Raw genomic sequence first — 18,332 nt, 5'->3', positions numbered from 1 at the left:
ACACACTCCGCGGAGGAGACGATTACCGGGCGACTACTTGCCCGCGGCCTCGAACACCTTCGCGAACCACTCCAGCTGCGCGAGCTGCTGGTACGTCTGACCGCCCTCGTGCTCGTTGTACTGGTAGACCTCGATCTCCTTCTCGTCGCTGCCCCAGTGGTTGTACGCCGCGAACACCGTCGACGGCGGGCAGGTCGCGTCCATCAACGCCACCGAGAACAGCGCCGGAACCGTGGCGAGCCGGCCCAGGTTCACGCCGTCGAAGTAGCTCAGCGTGCTGAGCGCGGCGTCGACGTCCTGGCGGAAACCCTTCAGGTACCGGGTGATCTCCTGGTACGGCTCTTTGTCGGTGATCTGCAGCGCCCGCTGGAAATGGCACAGGAACGGTACGTCGGGAGCGCAGCCCAGCAGGTCGATACCGGCCAGCGGCGCGAGACCGGCCGCGGCGATCGAGATGCCGCCGCCCTGGCTGCCGCCGGTGACGATCAGCTTGCCCGGATCAACGAACGGCGAGACCCGCGCCGCCTCGAGAGCCCGCACGGCGTCGATGTAGACGCGGCGGTAGTAGTAGGTCTCGGGGTCGGTGATTCCCAGCGTCATGAACCCCGGCGTGTGGTTGAGACCGGCGTACGGCGTGTCGTCCGCCGTGCTCTCGAAACCGCCCGCGCTGTAGCCCTGGCCGCGGGTGTCCATCACGAACTGCGCGTACCCGGCCTGCGCCCAGAGCGTGTTCGCGTGCGGCAGCCCGCGGCCGCCGCTGTAGCCGTGGTACTGGACGACCGTCGGCAACGGACCGTCGGCGCCGGCCGGGACATGCAGCCAGCCCTTGACCGGGCTGCCGCCGAACCCGGCGTACGTCACGTCGTAGGTGTCGATCACCGCGAGCTTGTTGTCGATCTCGGTGAACGTGGCGGACAACTCGTCGGTGCGCGCCTTCTCGATCGAGCGGCGCCAGAAGTCGACCAGGTCGGCGGGCGCGGCCACCTCGGGCCGGTACTCGCGGAGCTTGTCGAGGGAAAGGTCGAACATTGCCATAACCGCAGAACCTACGCCCACGGACCAGCGGGTGGTAACCGTTGTCCAGATTCGGACGCCGGGTGACTAGGGTGGAGGAATGCCGACCCCGAACATCGTTTTCGTGATGTCCGACGACCACGCCGCACACGCCATCTCGGCGTACAGCGACCGCAGCGGCCACCGGTTGAACAGCACGCCGCACCTGGACCGGCTGGCGCGCGACGGGGTCCGGATGGACGCGACGTACTGCACGAACTCGATCTGCTCGCCGTCGCGCGCCTCGATCCTCACCGGCACGTACAGCCACGTGAACGGCGTCGCCTCGATCTTCACCGAGATCGACTACCGGGTGCCGACGTTCGCGGAGGTGCTGAAGGACGCCGGCTACCAGACCGCGCTGTTCGGCAAGTGGCACCTCGGTGAGCGGCCGGAGTCGGCGCCGCGGCACTTCGACGCCTGGCGGGTCTTCCCCGGCCAGGGCGAGTACGTCGACCCGCTGATGCTCGGCCCGGACGGCCCGGAGCGGGTGTCCGGGTACGCGACCGACATCGTCACCGACCAGAGCATCGACTGGATCCGGCAGCGCGACGGGGACCGGCCGTTCCTGCTGCTGGTGCATCACAAGGCGCCGCACCGCCCGTGGGTGCCGGACGAGAAGCACAAACACCTCTACCCGGTCGGTTCGATCCCGGAGCCCAGCACGCTGTTCGACGACCACAGCACCCGGAGCCAGGCGGTCCGCGGCGTCCGGATGTCCGTCGCGGACGACCTGGGCGCCGACGAGCTCGGCGAGGAGCTTCCGGAGGAGCTCCGCGGTCCGCAGAACCGCGTGGAGCGGATGCGCTGGAAGTACCAGCGGTACCTACGGGACTATCTGCAGACCGTGCAGTCGATCGACGACAACGTCGGGCGGCTGCTCGACGCCATCGACGAGGAAGGGATCGGCGACGACACGATCGTCGTCTACACCTCCGACCAGGGCTTCTTCCTCGGCGACCACGGCTGGTTCGACAAGCGGCTGATGTTCGACGAGTCGCTGCAGATGCCGATGCTGATCCGCTGGCCGTCGGTGATCCCGGCCGGCGGCACCTGCGACGCGATGGTGACCAACGTGGACTTCGCCGCGACCTTCCTGGACATGGCCGGGCTGGACGCGTCGACGGTGCTGCCGACGTCCCAGGGCCGCAGCTTCCTGCCGGTCCTGCGTGGTGAGGACGTGCCGGACTGGCCGACGGCGATCTACTACCGGTACTGGGAGCACGACGACCCGATCCACCACGCTCCGGCGCACTACGGCATCCGCACCAAGGACTACAAGCTCATCCATTACTACGGCGCCGGCCTCGGCGTACCGGGGTCGTCGGACCGGCTGTTCGAGTCCGAGTGGGAGCTGTACGACCTGCGCAAGGATCCCGAGGAGCTCGTCAACGTGGCCGACGACCCGGCGTACGCCGAGACCCGCGCGGCGCTAACCGCGCAGCTGGCCGAGCTGCAGGCGCACTACGCGGACCTGCCGTACGACGGCCCGTCGACCCCGGCACCGCAGTGGTCGTGGGCCGACGAGGAGTCGTTGCGGCAGGTCGCGGAGTACACGAAACGCCTGACCCGCGACGACGCCTGAGTCAGGCGCGCGGCAGGTCCTCGAGTTCGAGGCCGAAGCCGGGGCGATCGGACAGGATGATGTGGCCGTCCTCGAGCGGGTAGTAGCCGGGGCCGGGCACGCCTTCGACGATCGGGGTTTTACCCAGGCCGGCCGCGAGGTGCGCGGCGTACAAGGTCTTGAGCGGCTGGCCCCACGCGTGCGGTGAGGCCTCGGCGGCCAGTTCGGGCATGGTCCGGCGCCAGGCGGTGAGGCCGTGGCCGATGACGTCCATCAGGGCCACGTCGATCAGGCCGTCGCGGGCGAGTTGGAGCACGTGGCCGACGTTCGGGTCGTACTCACCGTCGGCCACCTTCGGGCGGTTCGCCAGGGTTTCCAGGTGGTCGCGGAGCGCCTCCAGGTCCGGGCGGCGCTCGGAGAACATCTCCTCGATCCAGTACAGGTCACAGTCCGCGACGGCGTCCAGGTACTCGACCACGCCGTTCACGCTGAAGCCGTCGTTGCCGTCGACAAGGATCCCCGCGTCCGGGTACAGCTCGCGGGTCAGCCGGGTGACCTCGATGTCGCGCCGCAGGCCCTCCTGCGCGCCCATCCAGCGGTGGCCGCGGCCGATCTTCAGCTTGAAGTCGCGGAACCCGAACGCGTGGTCCTGGGCCAGGTTCGCGCGGATCGCGTCCAGGCCGCCGTCGACGTCATCGAAGTAGATCGCGCCGCTGTAGGCGCGCACCTTCGGCGAGCCGGCACCGCCGAGCATCGCGTACACCGGGACGTCGAGGATCCGCGCCGCCAGATCGTGCAGCGGGTAGTCGAGGAACTCGGTAGCCGGGTCGATGATGCCGCGCTCGGGGTCGATCAGTTCCTCGACCTTGCGGCCGACGAGTTGACCGGGATTTCCGTCGGACAGCGCGAGGCCCCAACCGCGCGCGCCGCGGTCGGTCTCAACGACGTACACCGTGTCGATGCCGCCGTTGCCGTGGCTGCCGAGGAACGAGTTCCGGCCGATCGTCCGCAGGTAGTCGTAGCGGATCTGTTGGGTGGTGACAGAGCTGATGACATGCCTGGCGAGGGTCATCGCTCAACCATAGACAGAAATCAGCCGCCGGAACGCCGCCGTACTGCTCAGCACGTCGGTATTGTCCACGGACTGGTCAATCGCGCCGATCAGACTCAGTTTCGTCAGGCCTTCATCGGTCACCGTGGCCAAGCAGGCCTCGGCGAATCGCTCCGCGCCGAGCACCTGCGCGGGCCGCTCGTGGAACTCTCGCGGCGTCGGTTCCACCTCGGGAGTGATGCCGAGCGCATTGTGGCGCCGGGCAATCAGTTCGTACGCCGTGACGAGTGCGCGCTCTCGTTCGGCGTAGGTGTCGGCGGCGATCGCGTCGGCGAGTGCGACGTCGAGCCCGTCCGGATGACCGAGCCGCGCGAACGCGGTACCGAGCCACTTGCTGTACGGCGCGTAGGTCCGCGCCTGGAGCAGCGCCAGCCGCATCACGTCGCGGACCAGCCGAGCGGTCAGGATCCGTGAGCCGAGCTCGTCGCCCACCTCGTGGGTGCGCTGCACGAACGGCTCCTCCTGCGCGATGCGCGACCACTGGCAGGCCAGCATCCAGCGCCAGAGCTGGTCCGGGTACCAGGCGAAGGCGTCGCGGACCGGTGCCAGGCGGCCGTCGTCGGCGTACACCCGGCCGGCGACGACGCCGAGGATCAGCTGCTGCGGGGTGACCAGCCAGTCGGCGGTGGTGATGCCCTGCGACGCGTCGAAGCCGAGGTGGTCGCGCAGCCACTCCCCCAATGTCGCGACCGTGACGTGGTGCCGCGGCGCGTATGCGTCCCAGCCGAAGCGCACCGGGTAGCCGGCGTACTCGTCCGGCAAGCCGTCGTCGACAGCCTTGCGTACTCGCTCCACCTGATCGGCGTCCACCAGGACGACGAGACGCGGACCCCAGCCGTGGTCCATCGACCGCGCGGTGTCGTACCCGAGTACGTCGGAGCCCCAGCCGAGCAGTCCGGCCGCGTAGCCGATGTCGCCGAGCAGGGGCGCGACCACGTCGGCGTGGAAACTTTCGGCGACGTCGGCCGCATGGCGGAATTCCTGCACTGGTGGCCTTTCGGTCGGACGATTGTGTTTACAGTGGCCCGGTGAAGCATGTGGTGTGGGACTGGAACGGGACGCTGCTCAATGACAATCACGCCGTCCTGGCCGCCGTCAACGGAGTTTGTGCCGGATTCGGCCGGGGCGAGCTGACCTGGGCCGAGTGGCAGGCGGCGTACGCGCGCCCGATGCGGCTGTCGTACGAGCAGATCCTCGGGCGGCGGCTCGACGACACGGAGTGGGCGCAGGTCGACAAGCTCTACCACGACCGGTACGACGAGATCCTGCACACGTGTGAGCTCGCCGCGGACGCCCTCGACGCGCTCCGGGCCTGCGCCGCGTCCGGACGGACCCAGTCGCTGCTGTCGATGTGGTTCCACGCCCGCCTGACGCCGACCGTCGAGCAGTACGGTCTGACGTCGTACTTCACCCGGATCGACGGCCTGCCCGGCGAGGTCGGCGGCGGTTCGAAGGCCGACAGCTTGATCCGCCATCTGGACGCCCAGCAACTCGACCCGGCTGACGTCGTCCTGATCGGCGACGTCGTCGACGACGCGGAGGCTGCTCGCTCCGCCGGCACCCACTGCGTTCTCGTCACCACCGGCGCCATGACCCCAGACTCCTTGCAGACGACGGGCGCGCCGGTGGCCACCTCGATCACGCAGGCGCTCAACCTGCTCGAGGCCTGAGAGGCTGACGTCATGAGTGAGGTCCTGGAAGGGCGGACCGCGGACGGGCGTGGGGTTCGGGTGCGGTTCTCGGCGGCGGGGATCGAGGAGGTTGTCGATCATCCGTCGGCGCCGGACGTGCTGCTGATCCCAGGGCTGGTGGACATTCAGCTGAACGGGTACGGCGGGTTGGACGTGAACGACCCGGCCGCGGCGCCGGACGTGCTGTCCGACCTGGTGCGGTTGCTGTGGCGGCAGGGCGTGACGACGGTCTGCCCAACGATCATCTCCGCGGACGACGCGACCACGACCACCCTGGTGCAGCGGGCCGCGGGTGCGCGCGCGGCCGATCCGGTGGTGGCGTACGGCGTACCGGGTCTGCATCTGGAAGGTCCGTACATCTCGTCCGCGGAAGGTGCTCGTGGCGCGCACGACCCGGCGGTGATTCGGGATTCGGACGCCGACGAGTTCGACCGTTGGCAGACCGCGGCGGACGGCCTGATCAAGATCATGACACTCGCACCGGAACGCACCGGGGCGACCGAGTTCACCCGCCGTCTCGCGGCCCACGGGGTCATTCCCTCGGTCGGGCATTCGCTGGCGACCGCGGCCGACGTGCACGCGTTCGCCGCGGCGGGCGGTCGGCTGTGCACTCACCTCGGCAACGGTCTGCCGGCGCAGATCGACCGACACCACAACCCGATCTGGCCGCAGTTGACCGAGGACAACCTGACCGCGTGCCTGATCGCGGACGGTCAGCACCTGCCCCCGGACACGTTCGGCGCCCTCGTTCGCGCCAAGGGACCGGAGCGCTGCGTGCTCACCAGCGATGCCGCGGCACTGGCCGGTTGCGCGCCCGGCGACTACCGGACGGCGGTCGGCGGCGCGGTGACCGTGGGTACCGACGGAAGCCTGCGCCTGCAGGGAACGCCGTACCTGGCGGGCAGCGGCGCCTCGCTCCTCGACTGCCTACGGTGGGCGACCGGCCCCGGCGGCCTGCCGCTCGAAACGGCCGTCGCGATGGCGACCAGCACGCCCGCGAAGCTGCTCGGACTGACCGACCGCGGCCGTCTGGAAATCGGTGCCCGCGCCGACCTCCTGCAGCTGCGCCGCGACACCGCCGGCGGCCTCGGCGAGCCCGTCGCCGTCGTCGTCAACGGCAAACTGGTTGCTTAACGCAACAGTCAAGTATTGGATCTTGCCGCGTGCAATCACTTTGCCCGGCGTCCAGTTCTTGCCGGTGGGCCGGTAGGTCCCGTATAAGGCGTACATGACGGCGATCCGGCTCGACGCGGTGTCGAAGGTGTACGACGGTGAGCACCTCGCCGTCGACGACCTCTCACTGGAGATCGCCGACGGAGAGTTCATGGTCCTGCTCGGCCCGTCGGGGTGCGGGAAAACCACGCTGCTGCGGATGATTGCGGGCCTGGAGCCGGTGACCTCGGGAACGGTGTGGTTCGGCCGCACCGACGGCACCAACCTCGCGCCGCGCGAACGCGGCGTCGCGATGGTCTTCCAGACCGGGGCCTTGTATCCGAACCGGACGGTGCAGGGCAACATCATGTTCCCGCTCCAGGTTGCCGGTGAGGACGACGTACGGGCCGGATCGACTGCGGTCGGCCTTGCCCGGGTGCTGAGTATCGAATCCGTCCTGGACCGGATGCCGCGGACGTTGTCGGGCGGTCAGCGCCAACGGGTCGCGATCGGCCGCGCGCTGGTCCGTCAGCCGGAGGTCTTCCTGCTCGACGAGCCGCTGTCGAACCTCGACGCGACGATGCGCACCGAACTCCGGCAGGAGATCGGCGCGATGACCCGCGACCTGAACGTCACCACGCTCTACGTGACCCACGATCAGGTCGAGGCGCTGACGCTCGCCGACCGGATCGCGGTGATGCGGGACGGCCGGATCGAGGACGTCGGCACGCCGACGCAGGTCTACAACGATCCGGCGACCGCGTTCGTGGCCGGCTTCCTCGGGACGCCGCGGATCAATCTGCTCGCCGCCACGGTGCGGGTCAGCGCCCATCATCGGGTCTGTCTCGACTTCGGCGGGCAGGCGATCGGACTCGATCCGACCGACCGCCGCTCGCTCATCCTGCGGCACCACGACGGAGTGCGGGTGGTCGTCGGCGCCCGGTCGAACGCTTTCCGGCTGATCACCACCGAGGACGCGCCCAATCAGGTGGCCGGCACGATCCACGCGTTCGAGTTCCACGGGCAGCAGTCGATCGCGTTCATCCAATGCGGTATCGAGGTCGTCGACCCGGACCGGATCGGCCGCCCGGTCGCGACGCCGGTCAACTACGCGGGCGACCGCAGACTCGTCGCGCGGATCCGCCGCCGCCTCGGCCGCGCCTCGGCCACTCCCCCGCTCGAGCCACTGGTCGCGTCGCACCGCCGCGCTGATCTCGTCGTCGAACTCCCGGTCGACACCGAACTCGCCCGCGGCTCCCGTGTCCACCTCGCCGTCGACACGTCCCGCATCCACATCTTCGACCAGACCGGCCATCGCGTCGATCGGGTCACGCGCTGACGAAACCCCTTATTTCAAGGCGTTGACGAACCAGCTGGTGATCGTTGTCGGGTGGGTGATCGCGGTGCCGACCACGACGGTCCAGGCGCCGGCCTGGAGGGCTTCGGCTGCTTGCGCGGGTGTGTGGATCCGGCCTTCGGCCGCGATCGGGGTGTCCACGGCGGCAGCCAGGCGCGCGACCAGGTCGAGGTCGGGACCGTCGCCTTTCGTCGTGTACGGCGTGTAGCCCGCGAGCGTCGTACCGATCAGGTCGGCGCCTGCCTCCGCGGCCGCGACACCTTCGGCGAAGGTGGAGCAGTCGGCCATCACGAGTTTCCCGGTGCGATCGTGGATCGCCGCGATCGTGGCGGCGAGAGTACGGCGGTCCGGGCGCGGGCGGCGCGTACCGTCGATCGCGACGATGTCCGCGCCGGCCTCGGCGACCGCGAGCGCATGATCGAGTGTCGGCGTGATGAACACGTCGTCGTGGCCGTCCTTCCACAAACCGATCAGCGGCAGCGCGACCGCCGTACGGATGGCGGCGAGCTCGCGGATCCCCTGTGCACGGAGCCCTGCGGCGCCGCCCGCGGCAACCGCCTCCGCCACCGCTCGCAAGGTCTCCGGTGAGTTCATCGGCTCGCCCGCGTACGCCTGGCACGAAACCACCAGCCGACCGCGAAGAGCCACCAGCACGTCACCCACACTCGCTCCCCTGGACCATGACGACCATTCGTACCAGGGTCGCGCTAGCGCATCATCAGGACCGCGGCCGTCACACCGGCGATCACGATGAAGATGCGGAGCAGGGTGCTCGGGAGCCGGCGGCCGATGTGCGACCCGACGTACCCGCCGGCCACCGAGCCGATCGCGAGCAGCACGATCGCGGTCGGGTTCAGGTCGGCGATGAAGACGAAGATGACGCTCGCGACGAGGTTCGCGGCCAGCAGCGACAGGGTCTTGAGCGCGTTCACGACCCGCAGCTCGAGGTCCAGGCCGAGGCCGAGCACCGCCATCATCATCACGCCGGCACCAGCGCCGAAGTACCCGCCGTACACGCCGGTGAGCGCCGCGAAGAACGTCGTCGTCGGGGTCATCGTCGTCCGTAGCCCCTGCGGTGTGGTCTGCCGGGACCGCAGCCAGCGGGAGATCCACGGCTGGACGCCGACGATCAGGCAGGTGAACAGGATCAGCCACGGCGCGGCGGCCGCGAACACCCCGGGCGGCAACGCGAGCAGCAGTGCGGCGCCACCGATCGCGCCGATCGCACACGTCAGCACCACCGCGATCGTCGTCGGCCGGGACACCTCGCGCAGCTCGCGCCGGTACCCGAACGAGCCGCTCAGCGCGCCGGGCAGCAGACCGATCGTGTTCGACGCGTTCGCCACCACCGGCGGGATCCCGAGCGCGATCAGCGCCGGAAAGCTCACCAGCGACGCGACCCCGACGGTGGAGGTGAGCACACCGGCACCGAGTCCCGCCGCGATGATCGCCAGGTGCTCCGCTCCGGTCACGTCCTGTCTCGCAGCAGCGCGACGTCCGAAACCAGCATCACGTGTTCGTGCATGGCCTGGGCGGCGCCTTCCGGATCACCGTCGGCGATCGCGTCGGCGACCTTCCGGTGCCCAGCGAGCGACTCCCGCGGCCGGCCGGGCTGGGACAGTGACTCCAGCCGGGTCTCCCGGATCAGGTCGTGGATGGCGGTCATCATCTGCGCCAGCAGCTCCGATCGGGCCGCCGCGGTGACCGCGCCGTGGAACGCCTCGTCACCCTCGACACCGCGGCCGCCGGCCTCGATGTCGCGCTCCATCGCGTCGAGCGCCGATCGGATCGCGGCCACGTCCTCCTCGGTACGGCGGGACGCGGCCAGCGCGGCCAGCTTCGTCTCGAGCGCGTCGCGGGCCTCGATGATCTCGGGCAGCCGATCGGCGTGCGCGCGGATCGCCTCGATCACCGGGGCGGTCCGGGCGCGCTCGGTGAGCACGGTGCCGTCCCCGTGCCGGACCACGACCGCGCCGATCACCTCGAGCGCGACCAGCGCCTGGCTCAGCGTCGCGCGGCTGACCCCCAGCCGCTGCGCGAGCTCGCGCTCGGGCGGCAGCCGATCACCGGGAGCGAGCCCGTTCTCGGCGATCCAGGTGCTGATCTGGTCGGCGACCTGCTCGTAGAGGCGGGAGCGCAGGACCGGTCGGGGTGGCGTGGGACGAGCTGGCGGCGACTCCATGGGGCCCAGCTTATTGACAACTGGCCCATTGGGCTATTGGCTAGGCCACTGAGCCACCGGCCCCGGTGGTCTTCTCCGTTCCCCCGCCCGGAAGCAGGTCGTCATGGGACCAGAATGGGTCGCGATCCTGGCGCTCGTCGCGCTGTTCGTCATCGGTACGGTCCTGCCGATCAACATGGGTGCGCTCGCGTACGTCGCGGCGTGGCTGGTCGGCATGTACGCGTTGGACCTGAGCGAGAAGGAGATCCTGGCCGGCGTCAGCGGCGATCTCATCCTCACGCTCATCGGCGTCACCTATCTGTTCGCGATCGCCAAGAACAACGGCACCGTGGACCTGATAGTCCAGAGCGCGGTCCGGGCCGTCGGCGGCCGGGTCGCGCTGATCCCGTGGGTGATGTTCGCGGTCACCGCGCTGCTGACCGCGATCGGCGCCGCCAGCCCGGCCGCCTGCGCGATCATCGGCCCGATCGCGCTCGGCTTCGCCGCGCGGTACAAGATCAACCCGCTGATGATGGGCATGTTCGTCGTGCACGGCGCCCAGGGCGGCGGGTTCTCCCCGATCAGCATCTACGGCACGATCACCAACTCGGTGATGGAGGACGCGAACCTGCCCTCCAGCGAGATGACCGTGTTCCTGTCCAGCCTCGTCGTCAACCTGGTGATGGCGACGATCCTGTTCGTGCTGTTCGGCGGCCGGAAGTTGATCAGCCGGCGCGCCGACGACCTCGACTCCGGCGGCTCCCTGTCCGAGGAGTTGCACCACGGCGGCGCGACCGTCACGGCCCGCGGCACCGGTGCGTCGGCGCCGACCGGCACGTTGGCCCGCGGCGTCCGCCGGGACCAGATGCTCACGCTGGTCGCCTTCGTCGGCGTAGCCGTGGTGGCGCTGGTGTTCGACAAGAACATCGGGTTCGTCGCGATCACCGCCGCCGTCATCCTCGCGATGCTGTCGCCGAGCGAGCACAAGGACGCGGTCAAGCAGGTGGCCTGGCCGACCGTCCTGCTGGTCGCCGGGGTGAGCACGTACGCCGCGATCCTGACCGAGTCGGGTGCGCCGACGTTCGTCGGGAACTGGGCCGCCGGCCTGGGCGCGGCGGTGATCGGTGCCCTGGTGCTGTGCTACGTCGGTGGTGTGGTGTCCGCGTTCGCGTCGTCCACCGCATTGCTGCCGGTGATCATCCCGATCGCCGTACCGCTGATCGCCAACGGCGGGATCAGTGCCGGCCTGTTCGTCGCGGCGCTCGCGGTCGCGTCGACCATCGTCGACGTCAGCCCGTTCTCCACGAACGGCGCGCTGATGCTGGCGAACCGGCCGGACACCATCACCGAACCCGTGTACTACCAGCAGATCCTCACCTACAGCGTGGTCGTGGTGGTCGTCGGACCGCTGCTGGTGTGGGCCGCGCTGGTCCTGCCGGGATGGTGACCCGATGACCGGACCGCTGGACGGCGTGCTCGTCGTCGACCTGTCGAGGGCTCTCGCCGGGCCGCACGCGACGATGATGCTCGGCGACCTCGGGGCGCGCGTGATCAAGGTGGAGGCTCCCGGCCGGGGCGACGACACCCGTGGCTGGGGCCCGCCGTTTGCCGGCGACGAGTCGACGTACTTCCTGTCCGCCAACCGGAACAAGGAATCGATCACGCTCGACCTGAAGGACGACGCCGACCGGGACGTGGTGCTGCGGCTGATCGACCGCGCCGACGTGCTGGTGGAGAACTTCCGTACCGGTGTGCTCGACCGGCTCGGTCTCGGCCTCGAGTTGTTGCGGGAACGCAATCCCCGCCTGGTCGTGCTGTCGATCACCGGGTTCGGCCACGACGGTCCGGAAGGCGGCCGGGCCGGCTACGACCAGATCGCCCAGGGCGAGGCAGGACTGATGTCACTGACCGGGTCCGGACCCGACGATCCGCAGCGGGTCGGCGTACCGATCGGCGACCTACTGGCCGGGATGTACGGCGCGTACGGCGTCGTGGCGGCCCTGCACGAACGGTCCAGGACGGGCGCCGGGTCCATCGTCCGTACGTCGTTGCTCGCGGCCATCGTCGGCGTGCATGCGTTCCAGGGCACGCGGTACACGGTGGCCGGTGAGGTCGGAGTGGCCCAGGGCAACCATCATCCGTCGATCGCGCCGTACGGGCTGTTCCACTGTGCCGACGGTGCGGTGCAGATCGCGGTTGGCAGCCAAGGGCTCTGGGAGCGGTTCACGGCGGCCTTCGGGATCGACACCGACGGCCTGACGACGAACGCGGATCGGGTGGCGCATCGGCAGCGGCTGATCGAGGTGATCGAGACCGCGTTCGCCGATCTGACCAGTGCGGACCTGCTCGCGAAACTCGACGGCGCCGGGATTCCGGCCGGGCGGGTGCGGAGTCTCGACGAGGTCTACACCTGGGACCAGACCGCGAGTCAGGGCCTGCTGATCGACGTCGACCACTCCACGCTCGGACCGCTGCGGCTGCCCGGGCCGCCGCTGCGGTTCTTCGACGGGAGCCGCGAAACGACGCGCGGTGACCATCGCCCGCCGCCGACGCTCGACGAGCACGGCGCCGCGATCCGGGCCTGGCTGAACGCATGAGCGCGCACGGACTGATCGACGCCGTCCTCGACAACGGGTCCTTCGAGTCGTGGGACCTGCCGGGTACGCAGTCTGCGGACGGCAGCTATCAGGAGCAGTTGCGCCGGGCCGCGGAGCGTGCGGGCACGGACGAGTCGGTGATCACCGGCCGCGGTACGGTTCGCGGACGGCAGGTCGCCGTACTGGTCAGCGAGTTCGCCTTTCTGGCCGGGTCGATCGGGCGGGTCGCCGCGCAACGCATCACGTCGGCAGTACGCCGGGCCACGGCCGAGCGACTGCCGATCGTCGCCTCGACCGCGTCCGGCGGTACCCGGATGCAGGAAGGTGCGCCGGCGTTCGTCGAGATGATCACGATCTCGAAGGCGCTGATGGACCACCGCGCGGCCGGACTCCCCTACCTGGTGCATCTGCGGCATCCGACCACCGGCGGTGTGTTCGCGTCGTGGGGTTCGCTCGGCCATGTCACGGTCGCCGAGCCCGGTGCGCTGGTCGGATTCCTCGGGCCGAAGGTGTACGAGGCGTTGTACGGCGAGCCGTTCCCGACCGGCGTACAAACCGCCGAGAATCTTGCGGCGCACGGGGTGATCGACGGCGTCGTCGAGACAGGCGATCTCCCGTTCCTCCTCGACCGCGCGCTCGGTGTGCTCGTCGATCCGCCGGTGCCCGCAACACTGCCTCGTCGTACGGGCGCTGCCGGTCCGACCGACGCCTGGACGTCAGTGCTGCGTACCCGCCGACCGGAGCGCGCCGGCGTGCGCGACCTGCTGCGCTACGGCGCCACCGGAACCGTCCGGCTCACCGAGCCCGATGCCGCCGTGCTCGTCGCGCTCACCCGGCTGGACGGGCAGCCGTGTGTGCTGGTCGGCCAGGACCGCTCGCAGACCAAGCCACTCGGACCTGCCGCGCTGCGCCAAGCGCGCCGCGGGATGAATCTCGCGCAGAGCATCGGGCTTCCGCTGGTCACCGTCATCGACACGCCGGGCGCCGAACTCTCCGTCGCGGCCGAGGAAGGCGGCCTGGCCGGGGAGATCGCGTTGTGCATCTCGACGATGACGACGCTGACCGTGCCGACGCTGTCGGTCCTGCTCGGTCAGGGCACCGGTGGCGGCGCGCTGGCGTTGCTCCCGGCAACGACCGTGATCGCGGCCGAACACGCCTGGCTGGCGCCGCTGCCACCGGAAGGCGCCAGCGCGATCGTGTACCGCGACACCGAGCACGCACCACAACTCGCCACGGCGCAGCGCATCACCGCCCCCGACCTGCACGCCGGGGGCACCATCCACCACCTGGTCCCCGAACTCGACACCGACACCGCGGAAACCCTCGCCATCGCCGTCGCCGCCGAGTGCGCCATCCGCCTACAGGGCCGGTGTACCTAGGCCGGGGTGCTGATTGGGCCGCTCGGGCGACTGGTGCGGTCCGGGCGGCGCCGGGTGACGGCCGCGACGGCTGCCAGGTTGGCGGCGGTCGCGGCGCCGATGGCCAGGGCGAGGTAGGTATCGCGCCGCTCCGCGCATTCGGCCGCGATTCCGCGGCGCGCTTCGACGTCGAGGGCCCGATCGGTGGTCACGTCGTCGCTCCACCCCGAGGAGTACTACTCGTCGTCCAGGTACGCCCGATCGCTCGGCCATCCGATCGCGATCGCCGAGCCGCAGCGAACCCGGACAGCGCCCTCACCGTCGTCCTCGATGCCGAACCGAGGACCTCTGAACAACAGCACCGCGGTGCCGACGAACAACAGCACCGCGACCACACCCAGTACCCGACGCACGCCGTACCCCTTCCGGTCCGAGGCAGTACCGGAGGAGCACAGTACGACGCGGTGAAGTCGTCGTCGACGGGTAGCACGGCCAAGATGCGCTGAGGCCACGCCAAAGAGTTTCGGGTACACGCCGAAGACGCCGAAACGCTTTCAGCGCAGGCCCGCCGGCTTCACCGGCTGGACCTGGTGGGCGGCGCGGTACTGACTGGGCTGCATCGCCTTCAGTTCGCGGAACCGGCGGTTGAAGTTGGCCAGGTTGCGGTAGCCGCTACGCGCCGCGACCTCGGTCACCGGGAGCGCGGTGGTGGTCAGCAGCCGGCACGCGGTCTCGACGCGCAACTGGTTCACGTAGTCGGTGAGGGTGCAGCCGATGGCCCGGCGGAAGAACCGGCTGAACGACGTCGGCGCCATGTGCACGAGCGCCGCGACCTCGTCGAGCACAACAGGTTCGGTGTGCGCCTCCTGGAGGTACCGGCACACTACGTCGACCCGATCGCGTACGGCGCTGCTCGGCGCGGCGGCGTACCCGGCACCGGTGATCGGGGACGCCACACCGTCGGCGGCGAGACATTGCAGTACGCCGAGCAACCGCACGGTCTGCACAGCGGGCGCGAGGCGAGGTAGTGACGCGATCTCCGCGCGCAGTTCCTGCCGGGCACCGCCGAAGTAAAGCCCGCGCGCCGACTCGTTCAGCATGCTCCGGATCGCGGCGAACTGCGGCAGATCGAAGAATCCCGCACCGAGAAAGTCGTGCCGGAACTGCGTCACCGCGGCCTCGGACCGCTCGCCAGAAGCGTACGTATGCGGCAACTCAGGTCCGAGCAGCACGAGATCTCCCGGCAGGTACCCCTCCACACTGGTACCCACGTACCTCGTCCCGGAGCCAACGGTGATCAGTGTCAGCTCGTACTCCTGATGGAAATGCCACGCGAAGCCGAACGCCTTGTCCCGCCGCGTGAAACAGGTGAACGTCGTCCCACCCGGGACACCGGGCCGTTCGTAGCGCGGCTTCATCCGGCCATCCTAAGCGGACGTTGTAACAGACAACTGAGTACCAGAACTGGACATCACTGGCGTAGCACGCGGCCTCGCAGAGTTGGAATCGTGAACGCATGACGACGACCGACCTCACGCCCGCCGAGCTGGATCAGCCGTACGACGGCCTGCCGCCGACCGCCACCGCCGATTTCAACCGCGACGGGTTTGCGCACCTGTCCGGCGTACTCAGCCCCGAGACCATCGCGAAGTACGAGCCGACCATCACCTCCGAAGTGATCCGGCTGAACACCCAGCACCTCCCGCTCGAGAAGCGCGACACGTACGGCAAGGCGTTCCTCCAGGTCACCAACCTGTGGCAGCAGAACGACCTGGTGAAGGAGCTCGTGTTCTCGCGCCGCCTGGCCGGTATCGCGGCGCAGCTGCTCGGCGTACACGCCGTACGGCTCTATCACGACCAGGCGCTCTACAAGGAGCCCGGTGGCGGCATCACCCCGTGGCACGCAGACCAGTACTACTGGCCGCTGTCCTCGGATCGCTGCGTGACGGTCTGGCTGCCGTTGCAGGAGACCCCGCGGGAGATGGGCCCGCTCGCCTTCGCCCGCGGCAGCCACAACTTCGCCTTCGGTCGCGACCTCCCGATCTCCGACGAGTCCGAGGAGGAACTGAAGAAGGCCGTGGCGCGGCAGAACTTCGAAGAAGTCGTCGAACCGTTCGCGCTCGGCGACGCGTCGTTCCACCGCGGTTGGACCTTCCACCACGCGGGTCCGAACCACGCAGCCGAACCCCGTCGCGTGATGACGATCATCTACCTCGACGCCGACATCCGCGCGGCCGAACCCGTCAACAAGCCCCAGCAGGCCGACCTGGCCGGCTGGATGCCCGGCACCCAACCCGGCGAGGTCCCGCAGTCCCCGCTCAACCCCGTCCTGTACGACGCCCGCGGCTAGCTAGCCACGGTTTCGGCGGCTGGGCGAGATGGTTGTAGGGCGGGGAGCACCTGCGGTGAGCCACCGGCCTGACCGGCCGAGCTGGCACGCTCGCACTCCTCAACTCGCACCACTCAACTCCCACCACTCAACTCGCACCGCGGCGTCCGCCGCGCAGCGGCGCCGTCCTACGACCGGGGTGCCACCGAACTCGCGCCATCTCCGAACCGCATCCGCGCCTCGCCCTGGCCCTGGCCGCGCTCCCTGACCGCCTGGCACTGGCCCTTCCCCGTTACCTTCTTTCGTGGGCCTTGAAGCATGGCTCCTGGTCGCCGGACTCGGTATGACTGACTGCCCCTGTCGTGTGCATGATCCGGGGGTGTTGTCGCCGGGGTCTGGTGGCGTTGGTTGACCGCTGATAGGGACAGGGCCGCCCGGTCGGGCAGGTCTCTTCGTAACGTGGGTGCCGGCATCCTTCGCCTGACTTGTCGGCCAGTCGCGGTGAGGGGAAGGGATGGATGTGAGTCGCCCGGAGTACGGCGTGTTCCTCGGTCTGGAGTCGGCAAGGAAGAGCACCACGCGTGCGGTCTCGCACCTGACGGGATGCGGCTGCGTGACAAGCCGCTCCCGCAGGCAGAGGCCAGGATCCGCGACCTCCTGCAACGGCTGACGGCGCACGGCCGTGTGTTGGTGGTGGTCGACCAGCTGGCTTCGATCGGCGCACTCGCGGTCACCGTCGCGCGCGACCTGGACATCGATGTGGCTTATCTGCCCGGGCTGGCGATGCGGCGCATTGCGGACCTGCACCCGGGCAACGCCAAGACCGACGCGCGCGACGCCTACGTGATCGCGGAGGCCGCGCGGTCGATGCCGCACACGCTACGCCGGGTCGACACCGGCGACGAGGCGCTGGCCGATCTGCACGTCATTGTCGGATTCGACGACGATCTGGCCGGTGAGGTCACCCGGGGCAGCAACCGCATCGCCGCCATCCACAGGGCCTGCTCACCCAAGTCCACCCGGCCCTGGAGCGTGTCCTGGGCCCCAAGATCCAGCACCCCGCCGTCCTCGAGCTCCTCGCCCGGTTCGGTGGACCCCAGGGACTGGCCGGCGCAACCCGGCGCCAGCTCGTCACCGCCACCAAGACCCGCGCCCCACGCTCCTACGACAAGCTCGTCGAGGCCATCCAGCAGGCCCTGACCGAGCAGACCGTCACAGTGCCCGGCACCCGTGCAGCCGAACTCGTCTTGCCTCAGCTGGCAACGACACTGAGCGGCCTGCTGACCCAGCGAGCCGACGCCGCACGGCAGATCGAGGAGATGCTCGATGCACACCCTCTTGCCAAGGTCCTGACCTCGATCCCCGGCATCGGCGTCAGGACCGGAGCCCGTATCCTGCTCGAAGTCGGCGACGGCACCGCCTCCCCCCGGACACCTCGCCGCCTACGCAGGCGTCGCTCCCGTCACCCGACGCTCCGGCACCTCCATCCGCGGCGAACACCCCAGCCGCAGCGGCAACAAACAACTTAAACGAGCGTTCTTCCCCGCCGCGTTCGCCGCCCTGTCCGACCCAACCTCCAGGGCCTACTACGACCGCAAACGAGCCCAAGGCAAGGAACACAACGCCGCCCCCATCTGCCTCGCCCGCCGCCGAGTCGACGTCCTCCACGCCATGCTCCGCACCGGCACCCCTCTACCAACACCCCACACCAGCCACCGCTTGACGAAACCCTTAGGGATACCCCCTGGCCCTGGCCCTGGCCCTGGCCCTGGCCCTGGCCTGGCCCTGGCCCTGGCCCGACGATCGTCCACCGTGCCCACCCCGAGCGCACCCACCACCCTCGACCCGCAGCCGCACCTCCCGAAAGCGTGAAACCCCTTCTATACAAGGCAAATCAACCCCGAAACCGATTTGCGCGTGACCATCCCGTGACCTACACTAGAACACATGTTCGAATCG

General features: G+C 69.5%; 17 protein-coding genes and 1 pseudogene. 9 read left to right on the top strand and 9 right to left on the bottom strand.

What is annotated here, in order from left to right; translation table 11 throughout:
* Positions 1 to 33: 33 nt before the first annotated feature.
* Positions 34 to 1,029 carry an acetylxylan esterase gene (locus AB0B82_RS11450; protein ID WP_360165283.1) on the bottom strand — a complete coding sequence of 332 codons (996 nt, stop codon included), beginning with the start codon at positions 1,027 to 1,029 and terminating at the stop codon, positions 34 to 36.
* Between the two features lie 85 nt (positions 1,030 to 1,114).
* Here AB0B82_RS11450 and AB0B82_RS11445 point away from each other — a divergent pair, with 85 nt between their 5' ends.
* Complete coding sequence (locus AB0B82_RS11445; RefSeq protein WP_360165281.1) at positions 1,115 to 2,638, top strand: sulfatase; 1,524 nt, start codon at positions 1,115 to 1,117, stop codon at positions 2,636 to 2,638.
* A gap of 1 nt (position 2,639) precedes the next feature.
* On the opposite strand, the gene AB0B82_RS11440 is transcribed toward AB0B82_RS11445, so the two are convergent.
* Positions 2,640 to 3,689 carry an enolase C-terminal domain-like protein gene (locus tag AB0B82_RS11440; RefSeq protein ID WP_360165278.1) on the bottom strand — a complete coding sequence of 350 codons (1,050 nt, stop codon included), beginning with the start codon at positions 3,687 to 3,689 and terminating at the stop codon, positions 2,640 to 2,642.
* A 3-nt stretch (positions 3,690 to 3,692) separates the two neighbouring features.
* Positions 3,693 to 4,715 (bottom strand): DUF4037 domain-containing protein, encoded by a 1,023-nt coding sequence (locus AB0B82_RS11435; RefSeq protein ID WP_360165275.1) that lies wholly within the window; start codon positions 4,713 to 4,715, stop codon positions 3,693 to 3,695.
* A 41-nt stretch (positions 4,716 to 4,756) separates the two neighbouring features.
* Between AB0B82_RS11435 and AB0B82_RS11430 the strand changes: the two genes are divergently transcribed.
* The 3 genes from AB0B82_RS11430 to AB0B82_RS11420 all read left to right on the top strand — a co-directional run bounded on the left by AB0B82_RS11430 (position 4,757) and on the right by AB0B82_RS11420 (position 7,910).
* Positions 4,757 to 5,398 (top strand): HAD hydrolase-like protein, encoded by a 642-nt coding sequence (locus AB0B82_RS11430; protein ID WP_360165272.1) that lies wholly within the window; start codon positions 4,757 to 4,759, stop codon positions 5,396 to 5,398.
* A gap of 12 nt (positions 5,399 to 5,410) precedes the next feature.
* A complete protein-coding gene (locus AB0B82_RS11425) occupies positions 5,411 to 6,553 on the top strand; it encodes an amidohydrolase family protein (protein WP_360165269.1) in 1,143 nt (380 codons plus the stop codon).
* 94 nt (positions 6,554 to 6,647) lie between these two features.
* Entirely contained in the window at positions 6,648 to 7,910 is a 1,263-nt protein-coding gene (locus AB0B82_RS11420) for an ABC transporter ATP-binding protein (protein ID WP_360165266.1), read from the top strand.
* Between the two features lie 9 nt (positions 7,911 to 7,919).
* Here the strand turns inward: AB0B82_RS11420 and AB0B82_RS11415 are convergent, their stop codons facing one another.
* From AB0B82_RS11415 to AB0B82_RS11405, 3 genes are read right to left on the bottom strand one after another with little or no spacing between them, the layout of a single operon-like run.
* Complete coding sequence (locus AB0B82_RS11415; RefSeq protein ID WP_360165263.1) at positions 7,920 to 8,591, bottom strand: putative N-acetylmannosamine-6-phosphate 2-epimerase; 672 nt, start codon at positions 8,589 to 8,591, stop codon at positions 7,920 to 7,922.
* Between the two features lie 44 nt (positions 8,592 to 8,635).
* Positions 8,636 to 9,400 carry a sulfite exporter TauE/SafE family protein gene (locus AB0B82_RS11410; protein ID WP_360165261.1) on the bottom strand — a complete coding sequence of 255 codons (765 nt, stop codon included), beginning with the start codon at positions 9,398 to 9,400 and terminating at the stop codon, positions 8,636 to 8,638.
* Positions 9,397 to 10,110, bottom strand: a complete 714-nt coding sequence (locus AB0B82_RS11405) for a FadR/GntR family transcriptional regulator (protein ID WP_360165258.1) — start codon at positions 10,108 to 10,110, stop codon at positions 9,397 to 9,399. Before AB0B82_RS11405 ends, AB0B82_RS11410 begins: the two co-directional genes overlap by 4 nt.
* Before the next feature lie 103 nt (positions 10,111 to 10,213).
* Here AB0B82_RS11405 and AB0B82_RS11400 point away from each other — a divergent pair, with 103 nt between their 5' ends.
* From AB0B82_RS11400 to AB0B82_RS11390, 3 genes are read left to right on the top strand one after another with little or no spacing between them, the layout of a single operon-like run.
* Positions 10,214 to 11,536 carry an SLC13 family permease gene (locus tag AB0B82_RS11400; RefSeq protein WP_360165255.1) on the top strand — a complete coding sequence of 441 codons (1,323 nt, stop codon included), beginning with the start codon at positions 10,214 to 10,216 and terminating at the stop codon, positions 11,534 to 11,536.
* Between the two features lie 4 nt (positions 11,537 to 11,540).
* Complete coding sequence (locus tag AB0B82_RS11395; RefSeq protein WP_360165252.1) at positions 11,541 to 12,686, top strand: CoA transferase; 1,146 nt, start codon at positions 11,541 to 11,543, stop codon at positions 12,684 to 12,686.
* On the top strand, positions 12,683 to 14,065 hold the full coding sequence (locus AB0B82_RS11390; RefSeq protein WP_360165249.1) for a carboxyl transferase domain-containing protein: 1,383 nt from the start codon (positions 12,683 to 12,685) through the stop codon (positions 14,063 to 14,065). Before AB0B82_RS11395 ends, AB0B82_RS11390 begins: the two co-directional genes overlap by 4 nt.
* On the opposite strand, the gene AB0B82_RS11385 is transcribed toward AB0B82_RS11390, so the two are convergent.
* The 3 genes from AB0B82_RS11385 to AB0B82_RS11375 all read right to left on the bottom strand — a co-directional run bounded on the left by AB0B82_RS11385 (position 14,062) and on the right by AB0B82_RS11375 (position 15,462).
* Entirely contained in the window at positions 14,062 to 14,256 is a 195-nt protein-coding gene (locus AB0B82_RS11385) for a hypothetical protein (protein WP_360165246.1), read from the bottom strand. The genes AB0B82_RS11390 and AB0B82_RS11385 overlap by 4 nt on opposite strands.
* 24 nt (positions 14,257 to 14,280) lie before the next feature.
* Entirely contained in the window at positions 14,281 to 14,457 is a 177-nt protein-coding gene (locus tag AB0B82_RS11380) for a hypothetical protein (protein ID WP_360165243.1), read from the bottom strand.
* 141 nt (positions 14,458 to 14,598) lie between these two features.
* Positions 14,599 to 15,462, bottom strand: coding sequence for an AraC family transcriptional regulator (locus AB0B82_RS11375; protein WP_360165241.1), 864 nt, complete (start codon positions 15,460 to 15,462; stop codon positions 14,599 to 14,601).
* 98 nt (positions 15,463 to 15,560) lie between these two features.
* Here AB0B82_RS11375 and AB0B82_RS11370 point away from each other — a divergent pair, with 98 nt between their 5' ends.
* On the top strand, positions 15,561 to 16,394 hold the full coding sequence (locus AB0B82_RS11370) for a phytanoyl-CoA dioxygenase family protein (RefSeq protein ID WP_360165238.1): 834 nt from the start codon (positions 15,561 to 15,563) through the stop codon (positions 16,392 to 16,394).
* Positions 16,395 to 16,887: 493 nt separating this feature from the next.
* Positions 16,888 to 18,096: pseudogene (locus tag AB0B82_RS11365) on the top strand (IS110 family transposase).
* The last annotated feature ends 236 nt before the right edge of the window (positions 18,097 to 18,332 follow it).

Source organism: Kribbella sp. NPDC048915, from assembly GCF_040649595.1.
Classification (GTDB): Bacteria; Actinomycetota; Actinomycetes; order Propionibacteriales; family Kribbellaceae; genus Kribbella.
Note: the sequence above shows the minus strand (reverse complement) of the source record. Positions and strands in the feature narration are given on the sequence as shown.